Below are 16,106 nucleotides of genomic sequence, written 5' to 3'. Positions count from 1 at the left end.
CGCTACCTCCCGAACTACCTGGGCTGGCGCCGCATGCTTGAACGCTATCAGCAGCGTATTCAGCCCGTTCACTGTATCCAGGAGGCGGTTGGTCGGACCATGCAACACGCGATTGGGACATAGCCTATTTTTAACGCCGGATTGCCAACGCAGGTAGTTTCAACGGCCTGCTAGTCTTCGGCCTGCAGCTTCAGCTCAACCATCAGATCATCAGCCAGGCTTTCCAGCAGCGCCTGCAACTGCTCGAGCGGCAGGCTCTGCGGCACGCCCAACACGGCCTGGGCCTGGAATAGCAGCTCGCCACTCATCGGCGCCGGCACCACCTCAGTGTTCAGGCGCTCCAGGTTGACGCCCTGGCTACTGAGCAGACGAGTGATGTCGCGCACGATGCCCGGCCGATCATTGCCCACCAGCTCCAGGCGAATAGCCTGCCAAGCGGTTGCGGGTTCAGTGCCACCTGCGGCGATCTGCACGCGGATGCCCTGCGCCTGTAGGGCTTCCAGCGCGGTGACCAGACCAGAGTGCGCATCCAGCGGCACATCCACACGCAATATCCCGGCGAACTGCCCGGCCATGCGCGACATGCGGCTTTCCAGCCAGTTGCCGCCGTGCTCGCTGATGCACAGGGCGATACGCTCGACCAGCCCTGGTTGATCCTGAGCAATAACCGTCAATACCAGATGGTCCATAAACAACTCCTTATACGAGACTTATTTGAGCGCCAGCCAATAGGTATAAAACACCTCATCACGCACATAACCCAGGCGTTCGTAGAGGGCTTGTCCTGGCAGATTGCTCTTTGCCGTCTCCAACTGCAAACCGCAGGCACCTGTGGCCTCGGCATGAACACGGGCTGCATTCATCAACGCCTCGCCGACGCCCTGACGGCGTGCCGCTTCGCTGACATACAGGTCACTCAGCAACCAAGCAGGCTGCAGCGCCAGCGAGGAGAAAAAGGCATAGAGCTGAACAAAGCCCTGCACCGTCCCCTGCGCATCACAAGCCAGCAGAATGATCGAATCACTGTTACGCAGGCGCGCAGCAAGAAAGTCCCGCACCTGCGATTGAGACTTGGCCACTTCATAGAAGCGCAAATACGCAGCAAACAGCTCGGCGAGTTCATCGAGGTGCGCAGCAGTGGCTGCCTGTATATGCATGATGATCACACTCCATAACGGTGGAGCAGCAGTATAGGCAGGTGCGCTTATAGCAGCAGATCGAGAAACACGCACAATTAACTGTGTACTGTTTTTTCATTTATATGAAACAATATTCAAAGCTAACCGCGACAATTCGCCACATATAGTGACTGCAAAGCACTTCTTGGTCGCAGAGCGACGCGCACCCACTGATTTTCCCAGGATCTTGATGTAGTATGCCGCGCCTCGGACTACATGACGTATTCCCATGTCCGACGCGGCTATTGAGTAGAGCTGAGCAGAGTGAGGCAAGTGATGACTGAACGCGTTCAAGTAGGCAGCCTGCAGGTTGCCAAAGTGCTGTTCGACTTCGTGAATAACGAAGCCATCCCCGGTACCGGCATTGCTGCCGATACGTTCTGGGCGGGTGCCGAAGCGGTCATCAATGACCTGGCCCCGAAAAACCGTGCGCTGCTCGCCAAACGCGATGCGATTCAGGCGCAGATCGACGGCTGGCACCAGGCGCGCGCAGGCCAGGCCCATGATGCCGCTGCCTACAAAGCCTTCCTCCAGGAGATCGGTTACCTGCTGCCAGAGCCGACGGACTTCCAGGCCACCACGCAAAAAGTCGACGAAGAAATCGCCCGCCTGGCCGGCCCACAGCTGGTCGTACCGGTGATGAACGCGCGCTTCGCCTTGAACGCCTCCAACGCCCGCTGGGGCTCGCTGTACGACGCGCTGTATGGCACCGACGTGATCAGCGAAGAAGGCGGCGCCGAGAAAGGCCGTGGCTACAACAAGATTCGCGGTGACAAGGTAATCGCCTTCGCCCGCGCCTTCCTCGACGATGCCGCGCCGCTGGCCGCTGGCTCCCATGTCGACTCCACTGGCTACAAGATCGTTGACGGCAAGCTGGTCGTTAGCCTCAAAGGTGGCAGCAACAGCGGCCTGCGTGACGACGCGCAACTGGTTGGTTTCCAGGGCGCGACCGACGCGCCGATCGCCGTGCTGCTCAAGCACAACGGCCTGCATTTCGAGATTCAGATCGACGCCAGCACCCCGGTCGGCCAGACCGACGCTGCGGGCGTTAAAGACGTGCTGATGGAAGCTGCGCTGACCACCATCATGGACTGCGAAGACTCCGTAGCCGCCGTCGATGCCGACGACAAAGTGGTGATCTACAAGAACTGGCTCGGCCTGATGAAGGGCGACCTGGCCGAAGAAGTGGTCAAGGGCGGCCAGACCTTCACCCGCACCATGAACCCGGATCGCGTCTACACCAAGACCGACGGTAGCGAGCTGACCCTGCACGGGCGCAGCCTGCTATTCGTGCGCAACGTCGGCCACTTGATGACCAATCCGGCGATTCTCGATGCCCAAGGCAACGAAGTTCCAGAAGGCATCCAGGACGCGCTGTTCACCAGCCTGATCGCCATCCACAACCTGAATGGCAACACCAGCCGCAAGAACACCCGTACCGGCTCGGTGTACATCGTTAAGCCGAAGATGCACGGCCCGGAAGAAGTGGCGTTCACCACTGAAATTTTCGGCCGCGTTGAAGACGTGCTGGGCATGACGCGCAACACCCTGAAAGTCGGCATCATGGACGAAGAGCGCCGCACCACCGTCAACCTCAAGGCGTGCATCAAAGCCGCCAGCGAGCGCGTGGTGTTTATCAACACCGGCTTCCTCGACCGTACCGGTGACGAAATCCATACCTCGATGGAAGCTGGCGCCGTCGTGCGCAAAGCCGCCATGAAGGCCGAGAAGTGGATCAGTGCCTACGAGAACTGGAACGTCGACATCGGCCTGGCCACCGGCCTGCAGGGTCGCGCGCAGATCGGCAAGGGCATGTGGGCCATGCCCGATCTGATGGCGGCCATGGTCGAGCAGAAAATCATGCACCCCCTGGCTGGCGCCAACACTGCCTGGGTACCGTCGCCGACTGCCGCCGCCCTGCACGCCCTGCACTACCACAAGGTCGACGTATTCGCCCGCCAGGCCGAACTGGCCAAGCGCGAGCGTGCTTCGCTGGATGACATCCTGAGCATTCCGCTGGCGCAAAATACCAACTGGACGCCTGAAGAGATCCAGAATGAACTGGACAACAACGCCCAGGGCATTCTCGGTTATGTAGTGCGCTGGATCGACCAGGGTGTTGGCTGCTCCAAGGTGCCGGATATCAATGACGTCGGCCTGATGGAAGACCGCGCCACCCTGCGCATCTCCAGCCAGCTGCTGGCCAACTGGCTGCGTCATGGCATCGCCACTGAGGAGCAGATCGTTGCCAGCCTCAAGCGCATGGCCCCGGTAGTGGATCGCCAGAACGCAGCTGACCCGCTGTACCGTCCGCTGGCACCGAACTTCGACAGCAACATCGCCTTCCAGGCTGCCCTGGAACTGGTAGTCGAAGGCGCCAAGCAACCCAACGGTTACACCGAGCCAGTCCTGCACCGCCGCCGCCGCGAGTTCAAAGCCGCCAACGGCCTGTAACCCGCGACCGCAAGGTATCGCAACCCTGACAATGCCCCGCACATGCGGGGCATTGTCGTTTATGCGCGGCAGCCACAGCCTGTAGCGGCTAGTCTCAACGGTAGCACTGCAACCTCAAGTTAATCCTGCAAACTCCGATAAACCAATAGCACAACACGCACAGCGATGGAGCGCCTTCAAAGCAATGGCCGTACCTTGTCATTTGCAATGACAGGTAACGACCCTTACCCAGGCGAGCACTGCATTCGCCGTGGAGTTGCCATCAATGAATAACACCCCAAACGCCGGTTCAAAATCGATCCAATTCCTTATGGCCATTCTGGCCGCCAGCCTGGCCGCATTGTTGTATGCCTTCTTCGCGATGAAACAGGCATCGACCGACCTGCGCGACATCAGCGAACAACGCTACAACTCCTATCTGCTAGCCGATGAACTGCGGTAAAGCTCGGACGACCTGACCCGCCTGGGCCGCACCTATGTGGTCACCGCCGACCCGGAGTACGAACGCCAGTACATGCAAATACTCGCTATCCGCAACGGCGAGGCTCCGCGCCCGCAGGCTTACCAGCGTATCTACTGGGATTTCGTGGCCGCCGGCAACGCCAAGCCGCGTCCGGACACCACAGCCATCGCCCTTGATGAGCTGATGAAACAAGCTGGCTTCAGCGACGCCGAATTTGCCAAGCTGCAACAGGCCCAGGCCAACTCCAACGGCCTCGTGCAACTAGAGGTCAAAGCCATGAACGCGGTCAAAGGCCTGTTTGCCGATAACCAGGGCAACTACAGCATCAAAGGTGAGCCGGACCTGGCCATGGCGCGTGAACTGGTGCATAGCAAGGACTATCACCGCTTCAAAGGGCAGATCATGCAGCCGCTGGACGAATTCTTTGTCCTGCTTGATCAACGCACCGCCAACGCTGTTACCGCCGCAGACGCCAACCTGACACGAGCGCAATACCTGTTCCTGGTGCTGATCTTCGCGCTGTTCGCCGAAATCGCGCTGCTGATTTACCTCAACCACCGCAAGATGCTTGGCTTGCTCGGTGCCGCACCGGCCGAGGTAGATCGAGTGGTCATTGAGCTGGCCAGTGGCAACCTGGCCGTCCATATGCCTGAGGCCAACCCCGACAGCGTGATGGGCAACCTGCATATGATGAATGACAAGCTTCGGAGCCTGATTGGTGCGGCCTTGAATACCAGTCAGCAACTGATAACCGCCATCGGTGAAGTGAGCGAGATGGTCGACAACACCACCGGGCGCACCCACCAGCAGAATGAAATGACCGATCTGGTCGCCACTGCCGTGCATGAGATGGGCCTGACCGTTCAGGAAATCGCCCGCAATGCCAACAGCGCAGCCCATGCCACCCGCGATGCGCTGCAAGCGTCGCAACTGGCCAGCCAGAATGTTCGCGACTCCTGCAGCCATATTGAAGGCATGGCCAGCGATATCGGCAGCGCCGCCACTGCCGTCGGCCAACTGGCTGAGCAAGTGGCCTCCATTGATCAGGTGCTGGCGGTGATTCGCGGCATTTCCGAACAAACCAACCTGCTGGCCCTGAATGCTGCCATCGAGGCAGCCCGTGCTGGCGAAATGGGTCGTGGCTTTGCCGTGGTTGCCGACGAGGTTCGCACCCTGGCCGGACGCACCCAAGGCTCCACCGATGAAATCCAGCAGATGATCGCGCGTCTCAAGAAAGGCGCCGAAGACGCCGTGGCCTCCATGCGTACCGGGCAGTCCGCCACCGCCACAGGCGTTGAGGCCAGCCAGCAGACCAGCCAATCGCTGCAAACCATCGCGACCCGGATCGAAGAAATCAGCGATATGAACCAACAGGCGGCCACTGCGACCGAGGAGCAGTCATCGGTTACGGAGGAGATCAACCGTAACGTGCAGGGTATTTCCGACCTCGCCAACTCCACCAGTAGCGATATCCAACGCTGCGCCTCTAGCTGTCTGACCCTGCGCCAGCTGTCGGAAGACCTGGCGCGGAAGATGGGCAGCTTCCGTCTCTAGGCAAACACTGCAGCCACCGCTAAGCCACTTGTCGATGGACGTAAAGTCCCGTGCGAGCTGGCTCGCGGCAGGCCACAGTTAACTTCTAGACTTATGTCCAATGGCCCGGGCGACAGCAAAGGCCGATCATGCCTATACAGCCAACTCCCGAGGCCGCCCATGAGCAGCGCAGACGCAATCGCCCAGGCAGGCAAGACGGCAGTGCTGCAGAACATCCATGGCACCATGGAGTTCTTGCAGAAATTTCCGCCGTTCAACCAGATGGATACCGCCCACCTGGCGTATCTGGTGGAGAACTGTCAGCTGCGTTTCTATGGCGAGGGTGAAACCATCATCAAGCCGACCGACGGCCCGGTTGAGCACTTTTTTATCGTCAAACAGGGCCGCGTGCATGGCGAGCGCCCGCATTCGGCGCGGCGCGGCACGGAAACTACCTTCGAGATCACCACTGGCGAATGCTTCCCGCTGGCCGCACTGATCGGCGAGCGCGCCACCCGCACCGAACACCTGGCCGCCGAAGACACCTTTTGTCTGCTGCTGAACAAGCCGGCGTTTATCAAGCTGTTTTCACTGTCCAACCCGCTGCGCGATTTCGCCCTGCGCGGGGTCAGCAGCCTGCTCGACCAGATCAACCAACAGGTGCAGATGCGCGCGGTGGAAACCCTCGGCGCGCAATATTCCCTCGACACCCGCCTCGGCCAACTGGCCATGCGCCAGCCGATCAGCTGCGCCCCGGACATGCCACTGCGCGATGCGGTCAAGCTGATGCACGAGCAGCAGGTCGGCAGCATTGTGATCGTTGACCCGGTGCACAAACCGCTAGGTATCTTTACCCTGCGCGACCTGCGCCGCGTGGTGGCCGATGGCGTCGACCTGACTCAGCCCATCGACCGCCTGATGACTCAATCACCCTTCCACCTGCCGCCGGATGCCAGTGCTTTCGACGCGGCGATGGCCATGACCGAGCGGCATATCGCCCACGTCTGCCTGGTCGAACATGGCCGCCTGTGCGGGGTGATTTCCGAGCGTGATCTGTTCAGTCTGCAGCGGGTCGACCTGGTGCACCTGGCGCGTACCATTCGCCATGCCGGACGGGTGGAAACCCTGGCGGCGCTGCGCAGCGATGTACGCCAGTTGGTCGACAGCATGCTCGCCCACGGCGCCAGCTCGACGCAGATCACCCAGCTGATCACGCTGCTCAACGACCACACCGTCTGCCGGGTGATCGAGCTGACCCTGGAAGACCTGGGCGACCCTGGGGTGCCGTTTACCTGGCTGGTGTTCGGCAGCGAGGGCCGCAGCGAGCAGACCCTGTATACCGATCAGGACAATGGCATTCTCTTCGAGGCCGCTGACGCAGCAGAGGCTGCCACCATTCGCGGTCGCCTGCTGCCGCTGGCCCATGAGATCAACCAGCGCCTGGCGCAGTGCGGCTTTACCCTGTGCAAGGGCAATATCATGGCCGGCAACCCGGAGCTGTGCCTGTCGCGTCAGGAGTGGTCGCGGCGCTTCAGCAGCTTTGTGCAGGAAGCCACGCCGGAGAACCTGCTGGCTTCTAGCATCTATTTCGACCTGCGCGCCGTATGGGGCGAGACCGAAGGCTGCGAGCAGCTGCGCCAAGGCCTACTGCAGCAGGTGGCCGGCAATAGCCTGTTTCAGCGCATGCTGGCGGAGAATGCCCTGCGTCAACGCCCGCCGGTTGGCATGTTTCGCGATTTCGTAGTGGCCCGCACAGGTGCCGAAAAGGACACCCTGGACCTCAAGGTGCAGGGCCTGACGCCCTTTGTCGACGGTGCCCGCCTGCTCGCCCTGGCCCATGGCGTGGCGGCCTGCAATACACTGGAACGTCTGCGCGCGCTGATTCAGCTAGGGGTGATCGAAGCCCAGGATGGCGCGGCTTATGAGGAGGCTTACCACTACATTCAACAGGCACGCATGCAGCAGCATCAGTTGCAGGCACGCAATGACCAAGCCTATTCCAACCGCGTCGACCCCGATCACCTTAACCACCTCGACCGGCGCATCCTGCGTGAATCTTTCCGTCAGGCACAGCGGCTGCAGAGCAGCCTGGCTGTGAGGTATCAACTATGAGCAAGTTCACCTGGTTTAGCGGGCGCGGCCCGGCGCTGACCCAGCCGCAACTAGAGCAGCGCAGCAAACTGGCCGAGCCCTGCGCATTCGGCGAACGCCCGCTGCATCAACAACGCTTTGTCGTCCTCGACCTGGAAACCAGCGGTCTGAATATGCGTCGCGACCAGGTGCTGTCGATTGGCGCAGTGGTGATCGACAACGGTGCCATCGACCTTAGCCAGCAGTTCGAATGCACCCTGCAGCGCGAAGGCCATCAGGCCAGCGCCAGCACCCTGATCCATGGCATCGCACCCAGCGAAATCGCCAATGGCGAGGAACCGACCGAAGCGTTGCTGAGTTTTATGGCGTTTGTCGGTGATAGCCCGCTGCTGGCGTTCCATGCCGAGTTCGACCAGCGCATGCTCGCCCGCGCACTCAAGCAGAGCCTGGGTTACGCCTTGCGCCATACCTTCATTGATGTCGCCGAGATCGCACCGCTGGTCTGCCCCAAAGCCAATCTGCCCCACGCCGGGCTGGACGACTGGACCGCGCATTTCGGCCTGCACGTACAGCAGCGTCACCACGCCAGCGCCGACGCCCTGGCCACCGCCGAACTGGCGCTGATCCTGTTCAGCAAGGCCCGCCAACAAGGCCTCGACAACCTGCCGGCACTGCTGCAACAACTTAACAGCCGCCGCCGTCAGCGGGCACATTCGATGTAAGGGCAGCGCCCCGTAGGAGCGGGGGTGACGCCTAGTTCCGAAATCGCACGCATGGCGTGCTCCTACAACAGCTCAAAGCAGCGCACTCAGCGTGCCTCTACAGATCACGCATCAACAACGCATATTCCAGCTGTACATCCGCTGGCACCGGCAGGTACAGCACATGGCCGTCGCCGGGCGCTACTGCTATGGCCTGCCCCAGACGGTTTTCCATCTGCTCGAGGGTAAAACGCAGATTGCCTTGGGGCGTCATGAGTTCCAGGCTATCGCCGACGGCAAAGCGATTCTTCACCCGCACCTCGGCTAGTTCGCCACGGCGCTCGCCGGTCAGCTCACCGACAAACTGCTGCTGTTCAGACACCGAGCTGCCGCGCTCGTAATTCTGATATTCGTCGTGCACATGGCGGCGCAGAAAACCCTCGGTGTAACCGCGGTGAGCGAGGGACTCCAGAGTGCCCATCAGGCTCTTGTCGAAGGGCTTGCCCGCCAGCGCATCATCAATCGCCTTGCGGTATACCTGAGCAGTGCGCGCCACATAGTAGTGGGATTTGGTGCGGCCTTCGATCTTCAGCGAATGCACGCCCATCTGCACCAGGCGCTCGACATGCTGCACCGCGCGCAGGTCCTTGGAGTTCATGATGTAGGTGCCATGCTCATCCTCAAAGGCAGCCATCTGCTCGCCGGGGCGGCTGGCATCTTCCAGTAGAAACAGCTGCTCGGTCGGCGCACCAACGCCTAAGGTTGGTTCGACAATCTGCACCACCTCGCCCAGTTCGTTCTCTCCGGCCGCCGTGGCCTGGTACTGCCAACGACAGGCGTTAGTGCAACTGCCCTGGTTGGGGTCGCGCTTGTTGATATAGCCGGACAACAGACAGCGCCCGGAATAGGCCATGCACAGCGCGCCGTGGACGAAGACTTCCAGTTGCATGCCCGGCACTTCACCACGAATTTCGCCAATTTCCTCCAGCGACAGCTCGCGCGACAGAATCACCCGGCTCAGGCCCTGCTGCTTCCAGAACTGCACGCTGGCCCAGTTCACCGCATTGGCCTGCACCGACAAGTGAATCGGCATCTGTGGAAAATGCTCGCGCACCAACATGATCAAGCCAGGGTCGGACATGATCAGCGCATCCGGTCCCATCAGCACCACCGGCAGCAGGTCACGCAGAAAGGTCTTCAGCTTGGCGTTATGCGGCGCGATGTTGACCACCACATAGAACTGCTTGCCCTGGGCATGCGCCTCGCGGATACCCGACTCAAGATTGTCGTGGTCGAATTCGTTGTTGCGCACCCGCAGGCTGTAGCGCGGCTGCCCGGCGTACACCGCATCCGCGCCATAAGCGAAGGCGTAACGCATGTTTTTCAGGGTGCCGGCTGGCGAGAGCAGCTCGGGGTAACGCGGAGTTAATGCCATGGGTCAAGCACTCAGCCAACAGGGCCGATCACTCTAGCTCGCCCACGGCCAGCGGCTATTGATCTGCATCTATGTCATGGCATTGGCATGGCACGGTGCAACCACCCATCGCGGCAGCGCAGCGGCTGATTGCAGCACAGGGGGCGGCCCTGTCATCATATGCGAATAATTCTCGATTTGTTTCCTATCTCCTGTTGCGAGGTCCGCGTGTCGGCCGGCGATTCTACCCACCAGCAACTTGTCGGCCTGTTCTATCGCGACCACCGCGATTGGCTGCTCGGCTGGCTGCGCAAGAGCCTGTACAGCCCGGAGCGCGCCGAAGACCTCAGCCAGGACACCTTCGTCCGCCTGCTCGGGCGCAGCGACCTAGACCAGGCTCGCGAGCCGCGCGCGCTGCTGACCACCATCGCCAAAGGCCTGCTGATCGATCACTTCCGCCGCAGCGCGCTGGAACGCGCTTACCTGGAAGAACTCGGCCAGCAACCACAGGACGTGCAACCCAGTGCGGAAGAACAGGCGCTGGCATTGGACGCACTGTGTGAGATCGACCGCCTACTTGGCCAGCTGTCGAGCAACGCCCGCGCGGCCTTTCTGCATAACCGCCTGGACGGCATGGGCCATGCGGAAATCGCCGAGCGCCTGGGGGTGTCGGTATCGCGCGTGCGCCAGTACCTGGCCCAGGGCCTGCGCCAGTGCTACATCGCCCTGTATGGAGCTCCGCAATGAGCGCGGTATCGGCCCAAGTGCTGGACGCGGCCATCGAGTGGCAGCTGTGCCTGGACTCCGGCACGGTCAGCGCTGAACAACAGCATGCCTTCGCCGCATGGCTGGCGGCGCATCCCGAACATGCGCGGGTCTGGCAGCAACTGAATGGCCTGGATATACGCCTGGCTTCAGCCGCCGCCGCACCGGCGCGCCAGGCCTTGCTAAACAGCGCGCGCAGCAAAGGACTGCGTCGTATGGGCGGCACCGCGCTCGGCCTGCTGCTAAGCAGCGCGCTGGCGCTCGGTCTGTTGGCACAACAACGCCCGCTCGGCGATTACCTGGCCGATGAACACACCGGCCGTGGCGAACAACGCGAGCTGCTGCTCAGCGACCACAGCCTGGTGCGCCTGAACAGCGCCACCGCCGTGGATATCGAATTCAGCCAAACCCAGCGCGCCGTTCGCCTGCGCAGCGGTGAAATTCTGGTGCGTACCGCTCATGGCGATACCCGGCCCTTTGTGGTGCTTACCGAGCACGGCAGCTTGCGCGCCCTCGGCACGCGCTTTCTGGTACGCCGTGAAGGCGACAGCACACGCCTGACTGTGCTGCAGTCGGCCGTCGCCGCGCACCCGGCTGAAGGCAGCAGTGAACGGATTATCCAGAGCGGCGAACAGGTACTAATGCAACGCCAGCGTCTCGGCAGCGTGCTGCCTGCGCCACTTAGCGCAGCAGCCTGGAGCCACGGCATGCTGGTGGCCGACAACCTGCGCCTGGCCGATCTGCTCGACGCCCTGGGCGAATACCGCAGCGGTTACCTGGGCCTCGACCCGAGCCTGGCCAACCTGCGCATCAGCGGCAGCTTTCCCCTGCATGACAGCGACAAGGCCCTGGCCGCCCTGCCGCCAAGCTTGCCGGTGCGTATCGAGCGCTTTGGTAACTGGTGGGCCAGGGTCGTCCCCGCCGCGCCATAAGCGGCCGCCTAAAAACCAGGCGGACAGACAAGGACGGCAAGGCTGGGACTGACGTGGGAGGGGCTTTAGCCGCGACATTGCAGTGTCGCGGCTAAAGCCCCTCCCACAACGGACCCTCGCCCGGTTAGGGGTCCACAACAGCGCCTTTGATATCGCCAAGAAATAATTTCAACCAGCCCTGTCACTTTTGCACTCTGCTTCGGCAACAGGTCATTGAGATGCATTCCCGCTTAGGAGAGTTTCGTAATGACCCGCGCCCTGCCCCTGTTCCGCCCCGGTTTGCTGGCTGTTGCCATCAGCCTCGCTAGCGTCTGCGCTCCTGCTCTGGCGGATAGCTACCAGCTGCCGGCCGCGCCCCTGGCGAGCACCCTGACGCAGATCGCCAGCCAGGCCGGTATTGTCCTGAGCATCGATCCCGCGCTGACCGCGGGCAAGCAATCGGCCCCGGTTGCAGGCGACTACGACGCCCTCGAAGCCCTGGACCAGGCGCTGCGTGGAAGTGGCCTGCAGTTGCAGCAGAACAGCGCCGGTACCTATAACCTGGCGCCCGCTCCCCAAGCAGCCGTGGCTTTGCCGGATGTCACAGTGACCGCCAGTGCGGCCATTGAGGGCAGTGAAGCCGCCGGTTACCGCAGCAAAACGGTTAAGAACGTCGGCGCGCTCGGCGGCATGCGCCTACAGGACACGCCTTACTCGATGAGCGTAGTGTCCAAGGAGCTGCTGCAAAACACCCAGACCACCTCCACTGACGACGTGTTCAAGCGCAGCCCATTCACCCAGCTGTATTCGCCAAAGAATGCCGGCTACGCCAGCGCCGTATCCATCCGCGGCTACGCCGGTGCCGGCAACCTGAGCATCGCCAACGACGGTCTGCGCTACTCCACCGGCTTTGACGGCGGTAACTTCGTCGAGGAAATGGAGCAGATTGAGATCCTCACCGGCCTGTCCGGTTTCCTCTACGGCCCGGCCAGCCCTGGCGGCCTGGTTAACTACGTGACCAAGCGCCCCACTTACGAGCGTTACAACAGCGTGACCCTGGGTAATGCCGGGGGCGAAAATTACTATCTGCACGGTGACTTCGGTGGCCCGATCGATGAGGCCGGCGTGTTTGCCTACCGCGTCAACGTGCTGACCCAGGACGGCGAGACTGCCATCGACCTGCAAAAGCGCCGCCGAGAAATGATCAGCCTGGCGCTGGATTGGAACGTCAGCGACGACCTGCTGATCCAGTTCGACGCCTCGCACAAGGAGAACGAAGTCCGTGGCCTGAGCAGCTACTGGTACTTTGCCGACCAAGGCATGCGTCCGGATGCCGACGACCTAGACAACGACAAACTGTACAGCCAACGCTGGGCGTTCTCCGACAGCAAGCACGATCGCGTAGGTAGCCGTTTCAACTGGACGATAAGCGACGTCTTCACTCTGCGTGGTGCCCTCGGCTACAGCCAATACACCCAGGAATATGTCTACACCGGCCCGACGGCCACCACCGCTGGCCACTACAGCCAGCCGATTTACGCATTCGCACCGGAAGAAAGTGAAGAGACATCGGGCAACCTGTTCCTCGACGCCACGTTTGCCACCGGCACCATTCAGCACAAGACGACCGTCGGCTACCAAGGCAACGTTACACGCGTACGCACCTACTCCGACGCCGGCATCTACGGTCGTGACTTGGGTATTGACGTGCCATTCGGCGAGCAACCACAGGTTCCCAAGCCTGATTTTTCTGCTGACATCGGCCAAGGCGACCAACGCCTGAGTTCTCGCAGCCAATCCGATAACTGGCTGATCGGCGACGTAATCACCCTGAACGAGCAGTGGTCGACCATCCTCGGCCTGACCCATACCCGCATCAAAACACTCGGCTCCGATGTCGTTAACGACCAAGCAGAAACCTCGCCCAATGTCTCGCTGATCTATAAGCCACAGCCTTGGCTGACCACTTATGCCAGCTACATCGAAGGTTTCCAGTCGGGCGGTTTGGCACCTTGGAATGCGCTCAACGCAAAAGCACCCATGGCTCCATTGGTGAGCGAACAGTACGAAATCGGCGTCAAGGCCACCGTTGGCGAAACGCTGCTGACCCTGGCCCTGTTCAACATCGACAAGCCCAATGCTTACATCAACGGTGCCGGCTACTACGTCCAGGATGGCCGCCAGGAGAACAATGGCTTGGAGTTCGGCATTACCGGCAAAGTGCTCCCTGAGCTGACCCTGGTCGGCGGCCTTACCCTGCTCGATCCGCAGGTGAAGGAAAACAGCGTCGCCGCCAACGAAGGCAACAAGCCGACCAACGTCGCCTCACAACTCGCCAAGCTGTACGCCGAGTACGACATCAATGCGATCCCAGGTTTCGCCCTGACCGGCGGCGCCTACTACACCGGCAAGCAATACAGCGACGAGGCTAACCAGCACAGCCTGCCATCGTTCACCACCTTCGACGCGGGTGCCCGCTACCGCATTCCGGTGGCCGATAACGACGTGACCCTGCGCGCCAACGTCAGCAACCTGGCGAACAAGTCGTACTGGCTGAACAGCTCTTACCTGGGCGACCCACGCACCCTGACCTTCTCAGCGCAGCTGGAATTCTGATCGACTCGCAGCAACCCTGCGCCGCCATACCGGGCGGCGCAGGCATTTCTGGATATGCCGATGAAAAGCACCACCATCCGCCGCTGGTCGCAGGTACACACCTGGACCAGCCTGATCTGCACCCTGTTTCTGCTGATGCTGGCCCTGACTGGCCTGCCATTGATCTTCCACCACGAACTGGAGCACCTGCTTGGTGAAGCGCCCGAGTTGCGCGAAATGCCGGCAGACGCGCCGCACCTGAGCATGCAACAGTTGGTCGAAGCGGCCGAACGCTATCGGTCGGGCGAAGTGGTGCAGTACTTTGGCTTCGAGGACGACGAACCCAATGGCGTGGTAGCGATTACCGCCGCCACCGCCGGCACCGAGCCGAATTCCTCGCACACCTTTATGCTCGATGCGCGTACTGGCGAGGCGGTCGAGATGCCGGCGGCCAATGGCGGCATCCTGATGGTCATTCTGCGCTTGCATGTGGATATGTTCGCCGGTCTGCCCGGCAAGTTGCTGCTGGCCTTTATGGGCCTGCTGTTTGTAGCCGCAATCATTTCCGGGGGGGTGCTCTATGCGCCTTTTATGCGCCGGCTTAAATTCGCCGAAGTACGCCGGGAAAAATCTGCTCGCACGCGCTGGCTGGACCTGCACAACCTGATCGGTATCGTCACCTTGACCTGGGCACTGACCGTCGGCATCACCGGGGTGATCAGCGCCTGCGCAGACTTACTGATCAGTGCCTGGCGCGCCGAAAGCCTGGCCACGATGCTCGGGCCTTATCGTGATGCGCCGCCGCTGACCCATCGCGCACCGGTCAACGAGGTGTTGGCGATTGCCGCAAAAGCCGCACCCGGCATGCAGCCAGACTTTATCGCCTTCCCTGGCACACGCTTCTCCAGCGAGCATCACTACAGCGTGTTTATGCAAGGCAACACGCACCTCACCTCCCACCTGTGGACCCCGGTGTTGATTGATGCACGCAGCCTGGAGGTCACCGCCGTCAGCCGACGACCTTGGTACATGGACGCGCTGTCGATGTCGCAGCCGCTGCATTTTGGCGACTACGGCGGCATGCCGATGAAGATTTTATGGGCCGTGCTGGATGTGCTGACCATCATCGTGCTCGGCAGCGGCCTTTACCTCTGGTGGATACGCCAACGCAGCACGGCAAAACAACATGAACGCAAAGAGGCAACAGCATGAGCTGGCGCCAATCCACCTTTACCCTGCCGATGCTGATCGGTCTGCTCAGTGCCATTGGTTTGCTCAGCGCGTTACTCGGTGATGGTGGCTGGGATGCCATCGCCTGGCTTGGCCTCGGCATCCCGGCCGTACTGGGCTGCTGGCCTCTGCTGCAGCGCAGCCAAAGCCGGCAGCGCTGATCAGCGAAAAGCAACCTGTCTGCAGGCTGTCATTTCAGAGGGAATCAAGCGCGCCGGGCTCCGGGGCGCGATAGACGAGCAGGAGCCGGTAGCGGGGTTACTGGCAAACCTGCCGGTAGAGTTCATCATCCTTGGAAACCCGCTTCAACTGATCCAGTAGTGGTTTCTTTTCTGCGCTCAAAGGCACCAGATCTGCGGTGGTGCAATTAAGCAGATGAGGCTGATGGCTGACGCGATCAACGTGCTGCTTTTCAAAGCGATACAGGTTGAAGGCCACCACGTTGTTGCCATCCGCGTCCTGGCGTTGCACGCTTTTGCTGTCGAGCACAGTGAAGGCGGTGGTCATCGGCCAGTAGTAGGTCCAGGGGCGCCAGAACACTTCGCCGGTTTCACTGGCAACCAGCACCGACTCAGCCGGCTGGCGCTGTAGCTGGAACTCGAACCAGGAGTACTCGTAGTAGATCTGATAAGCCAGCATGCCCAAACCGCCGCACGCGGGAATGATCCACTTCGGCAAGCGGTTGCCCGTCAGCTTGCGCAACAGCATGGCAATACCAGCCGCCCCCAGCCCCGAAACCCCGATGGCAAGTAGTGTCCACAGCATTCATTT

13 protein-coding genes and 2 pseudogenes are annotated in these 16,106 nt (G+C 61.2%); 11 read left to right on the top strand and 4 right to left on the bottom strand.

Annotated features, from left to right (window positions below; all coding sequences use genetic code 11):
• Positions 1-123 (top strand): annotated as a pseudogene (locus AACX99_RS11300) (IS1595 family transposase); the annotation flags it as partial.
• Between the two features lie 47 nt (positions 124-170).
• On the opposite strand, the gene AACX99_RS11295 reads toward AACX99_RS11300, so the two are convergent.
• Positions 171-689, bottom strand: coding sequence for a glycine cleavage system protein R (locus tag AACX99_RS11295; protein ID WP_339411858.1), 519 nt, complete (start codon positions 687-689; stop codon positions 171-173).
• 21 nt (positions 690-710) lie between these two features.
• The gene (locus AACX99_RS11290) at positions 711-1,157 is read right to left on the bottom strand and encodes a GNAT family N-acetyltransferase (protein ID WP_339411857.1); all 447 of its coding nucleotides are present in this window, start codon (positions 1,155-1,157) and stop codon (positions 711-713) included.
• A gap of 297 nt (positions 1,158-1,454) precedes the next feature.
• Between AACX99_RS11290 and AACX99_RS11285 the strand changes: the two genes are divergently transcribed.
• The 5 genes and pseudogenes from AACX99_RS11285 to AACX99_RS11265 all read left to right on the top strand — a co-directional run bounded on the left by AACX99_RS11285 (position 1,455) and on the right by AACX99_RS11265 (position 8,441).
• The gene (locus AACX99_RS11285) at positions 1,455-3,632 is read left to right on the top strand and encodes a malate synthase G (RefSeq protein ID WP_339411856.1); all 2,178 of its coding nucleotides are present in this window, start codon (positions 1,455-1,457) and stop codon (positions 3,630-3,632) included.
• A gap of 265 nt (positions 3,633-3,897) precedes the next feature.
• Positions 3,898-4,074: a hypothetical protein gene (locus tag AACX99_RS11280; RefSeq protein ID WP_339411855.1), complete on the top strand. Its 177-nt coding sequence runs from the start codon at positions 3,898-3,900 to the stop codon at positions 4,072-4,074.
• Between the two features lie 843 nt (positions 4,075-4,917).
• Positions 4,918-5,649: pseudogene (locus AACX99_RS11275) on the top strand (methyl-accepting chemotaxis protein); the annotation flags it as partial.
• A gap of 159 nt (positions 5,650-5,808) precedes the next feature.
• Entirely contained in the window at positions 5,809-7,740 is a 1,932-nt protein-coding gene (locus AACX99_RS11270) for a putative nucleotidyltransferase substrate binding domain-containing protein (RefSeq protein ID WP_339411853.1), read from the top strand.
• Positions 7,737-8,441, top strand: a complete 705-nt coding sequence (locus AACX99_RS11265) for a 3'-5' exonuclease (protein ID WP_339411852.1) — start codon at positions 7,737-7,739, stop codon at positions 8,439-8,441. Before AACX99_RS11270 ends, AACX99_RS11265 begins: the two co-directional genes overlap by 4 nt.
• 97 nt (positions 8,442-8,538) lie before the next feature.
• Here AACX99_RS11265 and trhP read toward each other — a convergent pair whose 3' ends face one another.
• Entirely contained in the window at positions 8,539-9,855 is a 1,317-nt protein-coding gene (gene trhP, locus AACX99_RS11260) for a prephenate-dependent tRNA uridine(34) hydroxylase TrhP (protein WP_339411851.1), read from the bottom strand.
• Between the two features lie 207 nt (positions 9,856-10,062).
• Between trhP and AACX99_RS11255 the strand changes: the two genes are divergently transcribed.
• The 5 genes from AACX99_RS11255 (at position 10,063) to AACX99_RS11235 (ending at position 15,496) form a co-directional block, all read left to right on the top strand.
• Positions 10,063-10,581 carry an RNA polymerase sigma factor gene (locus AACX99_RS11255; protein WP_339411849.1) on the top strand — a complete coding sequence of 173 codons (519 nt, stop codon included), beginning with the start codon at positions 10,063-10,065 and terminating at the stop codon, positions 10,579-10,581.
• Entirely contained in the window at positions 10,578-11,531 is a 954-nt protein-coding gene (locus tag AACX99_RS11250; RefSeq protein ID WP_339411847.1) for a FecR family protein, read from the top strand. Before AACX99_RS11255 ends, AACX99_RS11250 begins: the two co-directional genes overlap by 4 nt.
• 246 nt (positions 11,532-11,777) lie before the next feature.
• Positions 11,778-14,126: a TonB-dependent siderophore receptor gene (locus AACX99_RS11245; RefSeq protein ID WP_339411846.1), complete on the top strand. Its 2,349-nt coding sequence runs from the start codon at positions 11,778-11,780 to the stop codon at positions 14,124-14,126.
• 60 nt (positions 14,127-14,186) lie between these two features.
• Complete coding sequence (locus AACX99_RS11240) at positions 14,187-15,317, top strand: PepSY-associated TM helix domain-containing protein (protein WP_339411844.1); 1,131 nt, start codon at positions 14,187-14,189, stop codon at positions 15,315-15,317.
• Positions 15,314-15,496, top strand: coding sequence for a hypothetical protein (locus AACX99_RS11235; protein ID WP_339411843.1), 183 nt, complete (start codon positions 15,314-15,316; stop codon positions 15,494-15,496). The genes AACX99_RS11240 and AACX99_RS11235 overlap by 4 nt, the downstream gene beginning before the upstream one ends.
• Before the next feature lie 97 nt (positions 15,497-15,593).
• Here the strand turns inward: AACX99_RS11235 and AACX99_RS11230 are convergent, their stop codons facing one another.
• Positions 15,594-16,100, bottom strand: coding sequence for a hypothetical protein (locus AACX99_RS11230; RefSeq protein WP_339411841.1), 507 nt, complete (start codon positions 16,098-16,100; stop codon positions 15,594-15,596).
• Positions 16,101-16,106 lie beyond the last annotated feature (6 nt).

Origin of the sequence: Pseudomonas sp. EA_35y_Pfl2_R5 (assembly GCF_963970805.1) — a bacterium.
Taxonomy (GTDB): domain Bacteria; phylum Pseudomonadota; class Gammaproteobacteria; order Pseudomonadales; family Pseudomonadaceae; genus Aquipseudomonas.
The sequence above is the reverse complement of the archived record's forward strand: the minus strand, read 5'-3'. Positions and strand labels throughout refer to the sequence as shown.

Bases quoted from the DNA above. Each gene is read 5' to 3' on its own strand.
- AACX99_RS11295 (WP_339411858.1), bottom strand. From the start codon at position 689: ATGGACCATCTGGTATTGACGGTTATTGCTCAGGATCAACCAGGGCTG.
- AACX99_RS11290 (WP_339411857.1), bottom strand. From the start codon at position 1,157: ATGCATATACAGGCAGCCACTGCTGCGCACCTCGATGAACTCGCCGAG.
- AACX99_RS11285 (WP_339411856.1), top strand. From the start codon at position 1,455: ATGACTGAACGCGTTCAAGTAGGCAGCCTGCAGGTTGCCAAAGTGCTG.
- AACX99_RS11280 (WP_339411855.1), top strand. From the start codon at position 3,898: ATGAATAACACCCCAAACGCCGGTTCAAAATCGATCCAATTCCTTATG.
- AACX99_RS11270 (WP_339411853.1), top strand. From the start codon at position 5,809: ATGAGCAGCGCAGACGCAATCGCCCAGGCAGGCAAGACGGCAGTGCTG.
- AACX99_RS11265 (WP_339411852.1), top strand. From the start codon at position 7,737: ATGAGCAAGTTCACCTGGTTTAGCGGGCGCGGCCCGGCGCTGACCCAG.
- trhP (WP_339411851.1), bottom strand. From the start codon at position 9,855: ATGGCATTAACTCCGCGTTACCCCGAGCTGCTCTCGCCAGCCGGCACC.
- AACX99_RS11250 (WP_339411847.1), top strand. From the start codon at position 10,578: ATGAGCGCGGTATCGGCCCAAGTGCTGGACGCGGCCATCGAGTGGCAG.
- AACX99_RS11245 (WP_339411846.1), top strand. From the start codon at position 11,778: ATGACCCGCGCCCTGCCCCTGTTCCGCCCCGGTTTGCTGGCTGTTGCC.
- AACX99_RS11240 (WP_339411844.1), top strand. From the start codon at position 14,187: ATGAAAAGCACCACCATCCGCCGCTGGTCGCAGGTACACACCTGGACC.
- AACX99_RS11235 (WP_339411843.1), top strand. From the start codon at position 15,314: ATGAGCTGGCGCCAATCCACCTTTACCCTGCCGATGCTGATCGGTCTG.
- AACX99_RS11230 (WP_339411841.1), bottom strand. From the start codon at position 16,100: ATGCTGTGGACACTACTTGCCATCGGGGTTTCGGGGCTGGGGGCGGCT.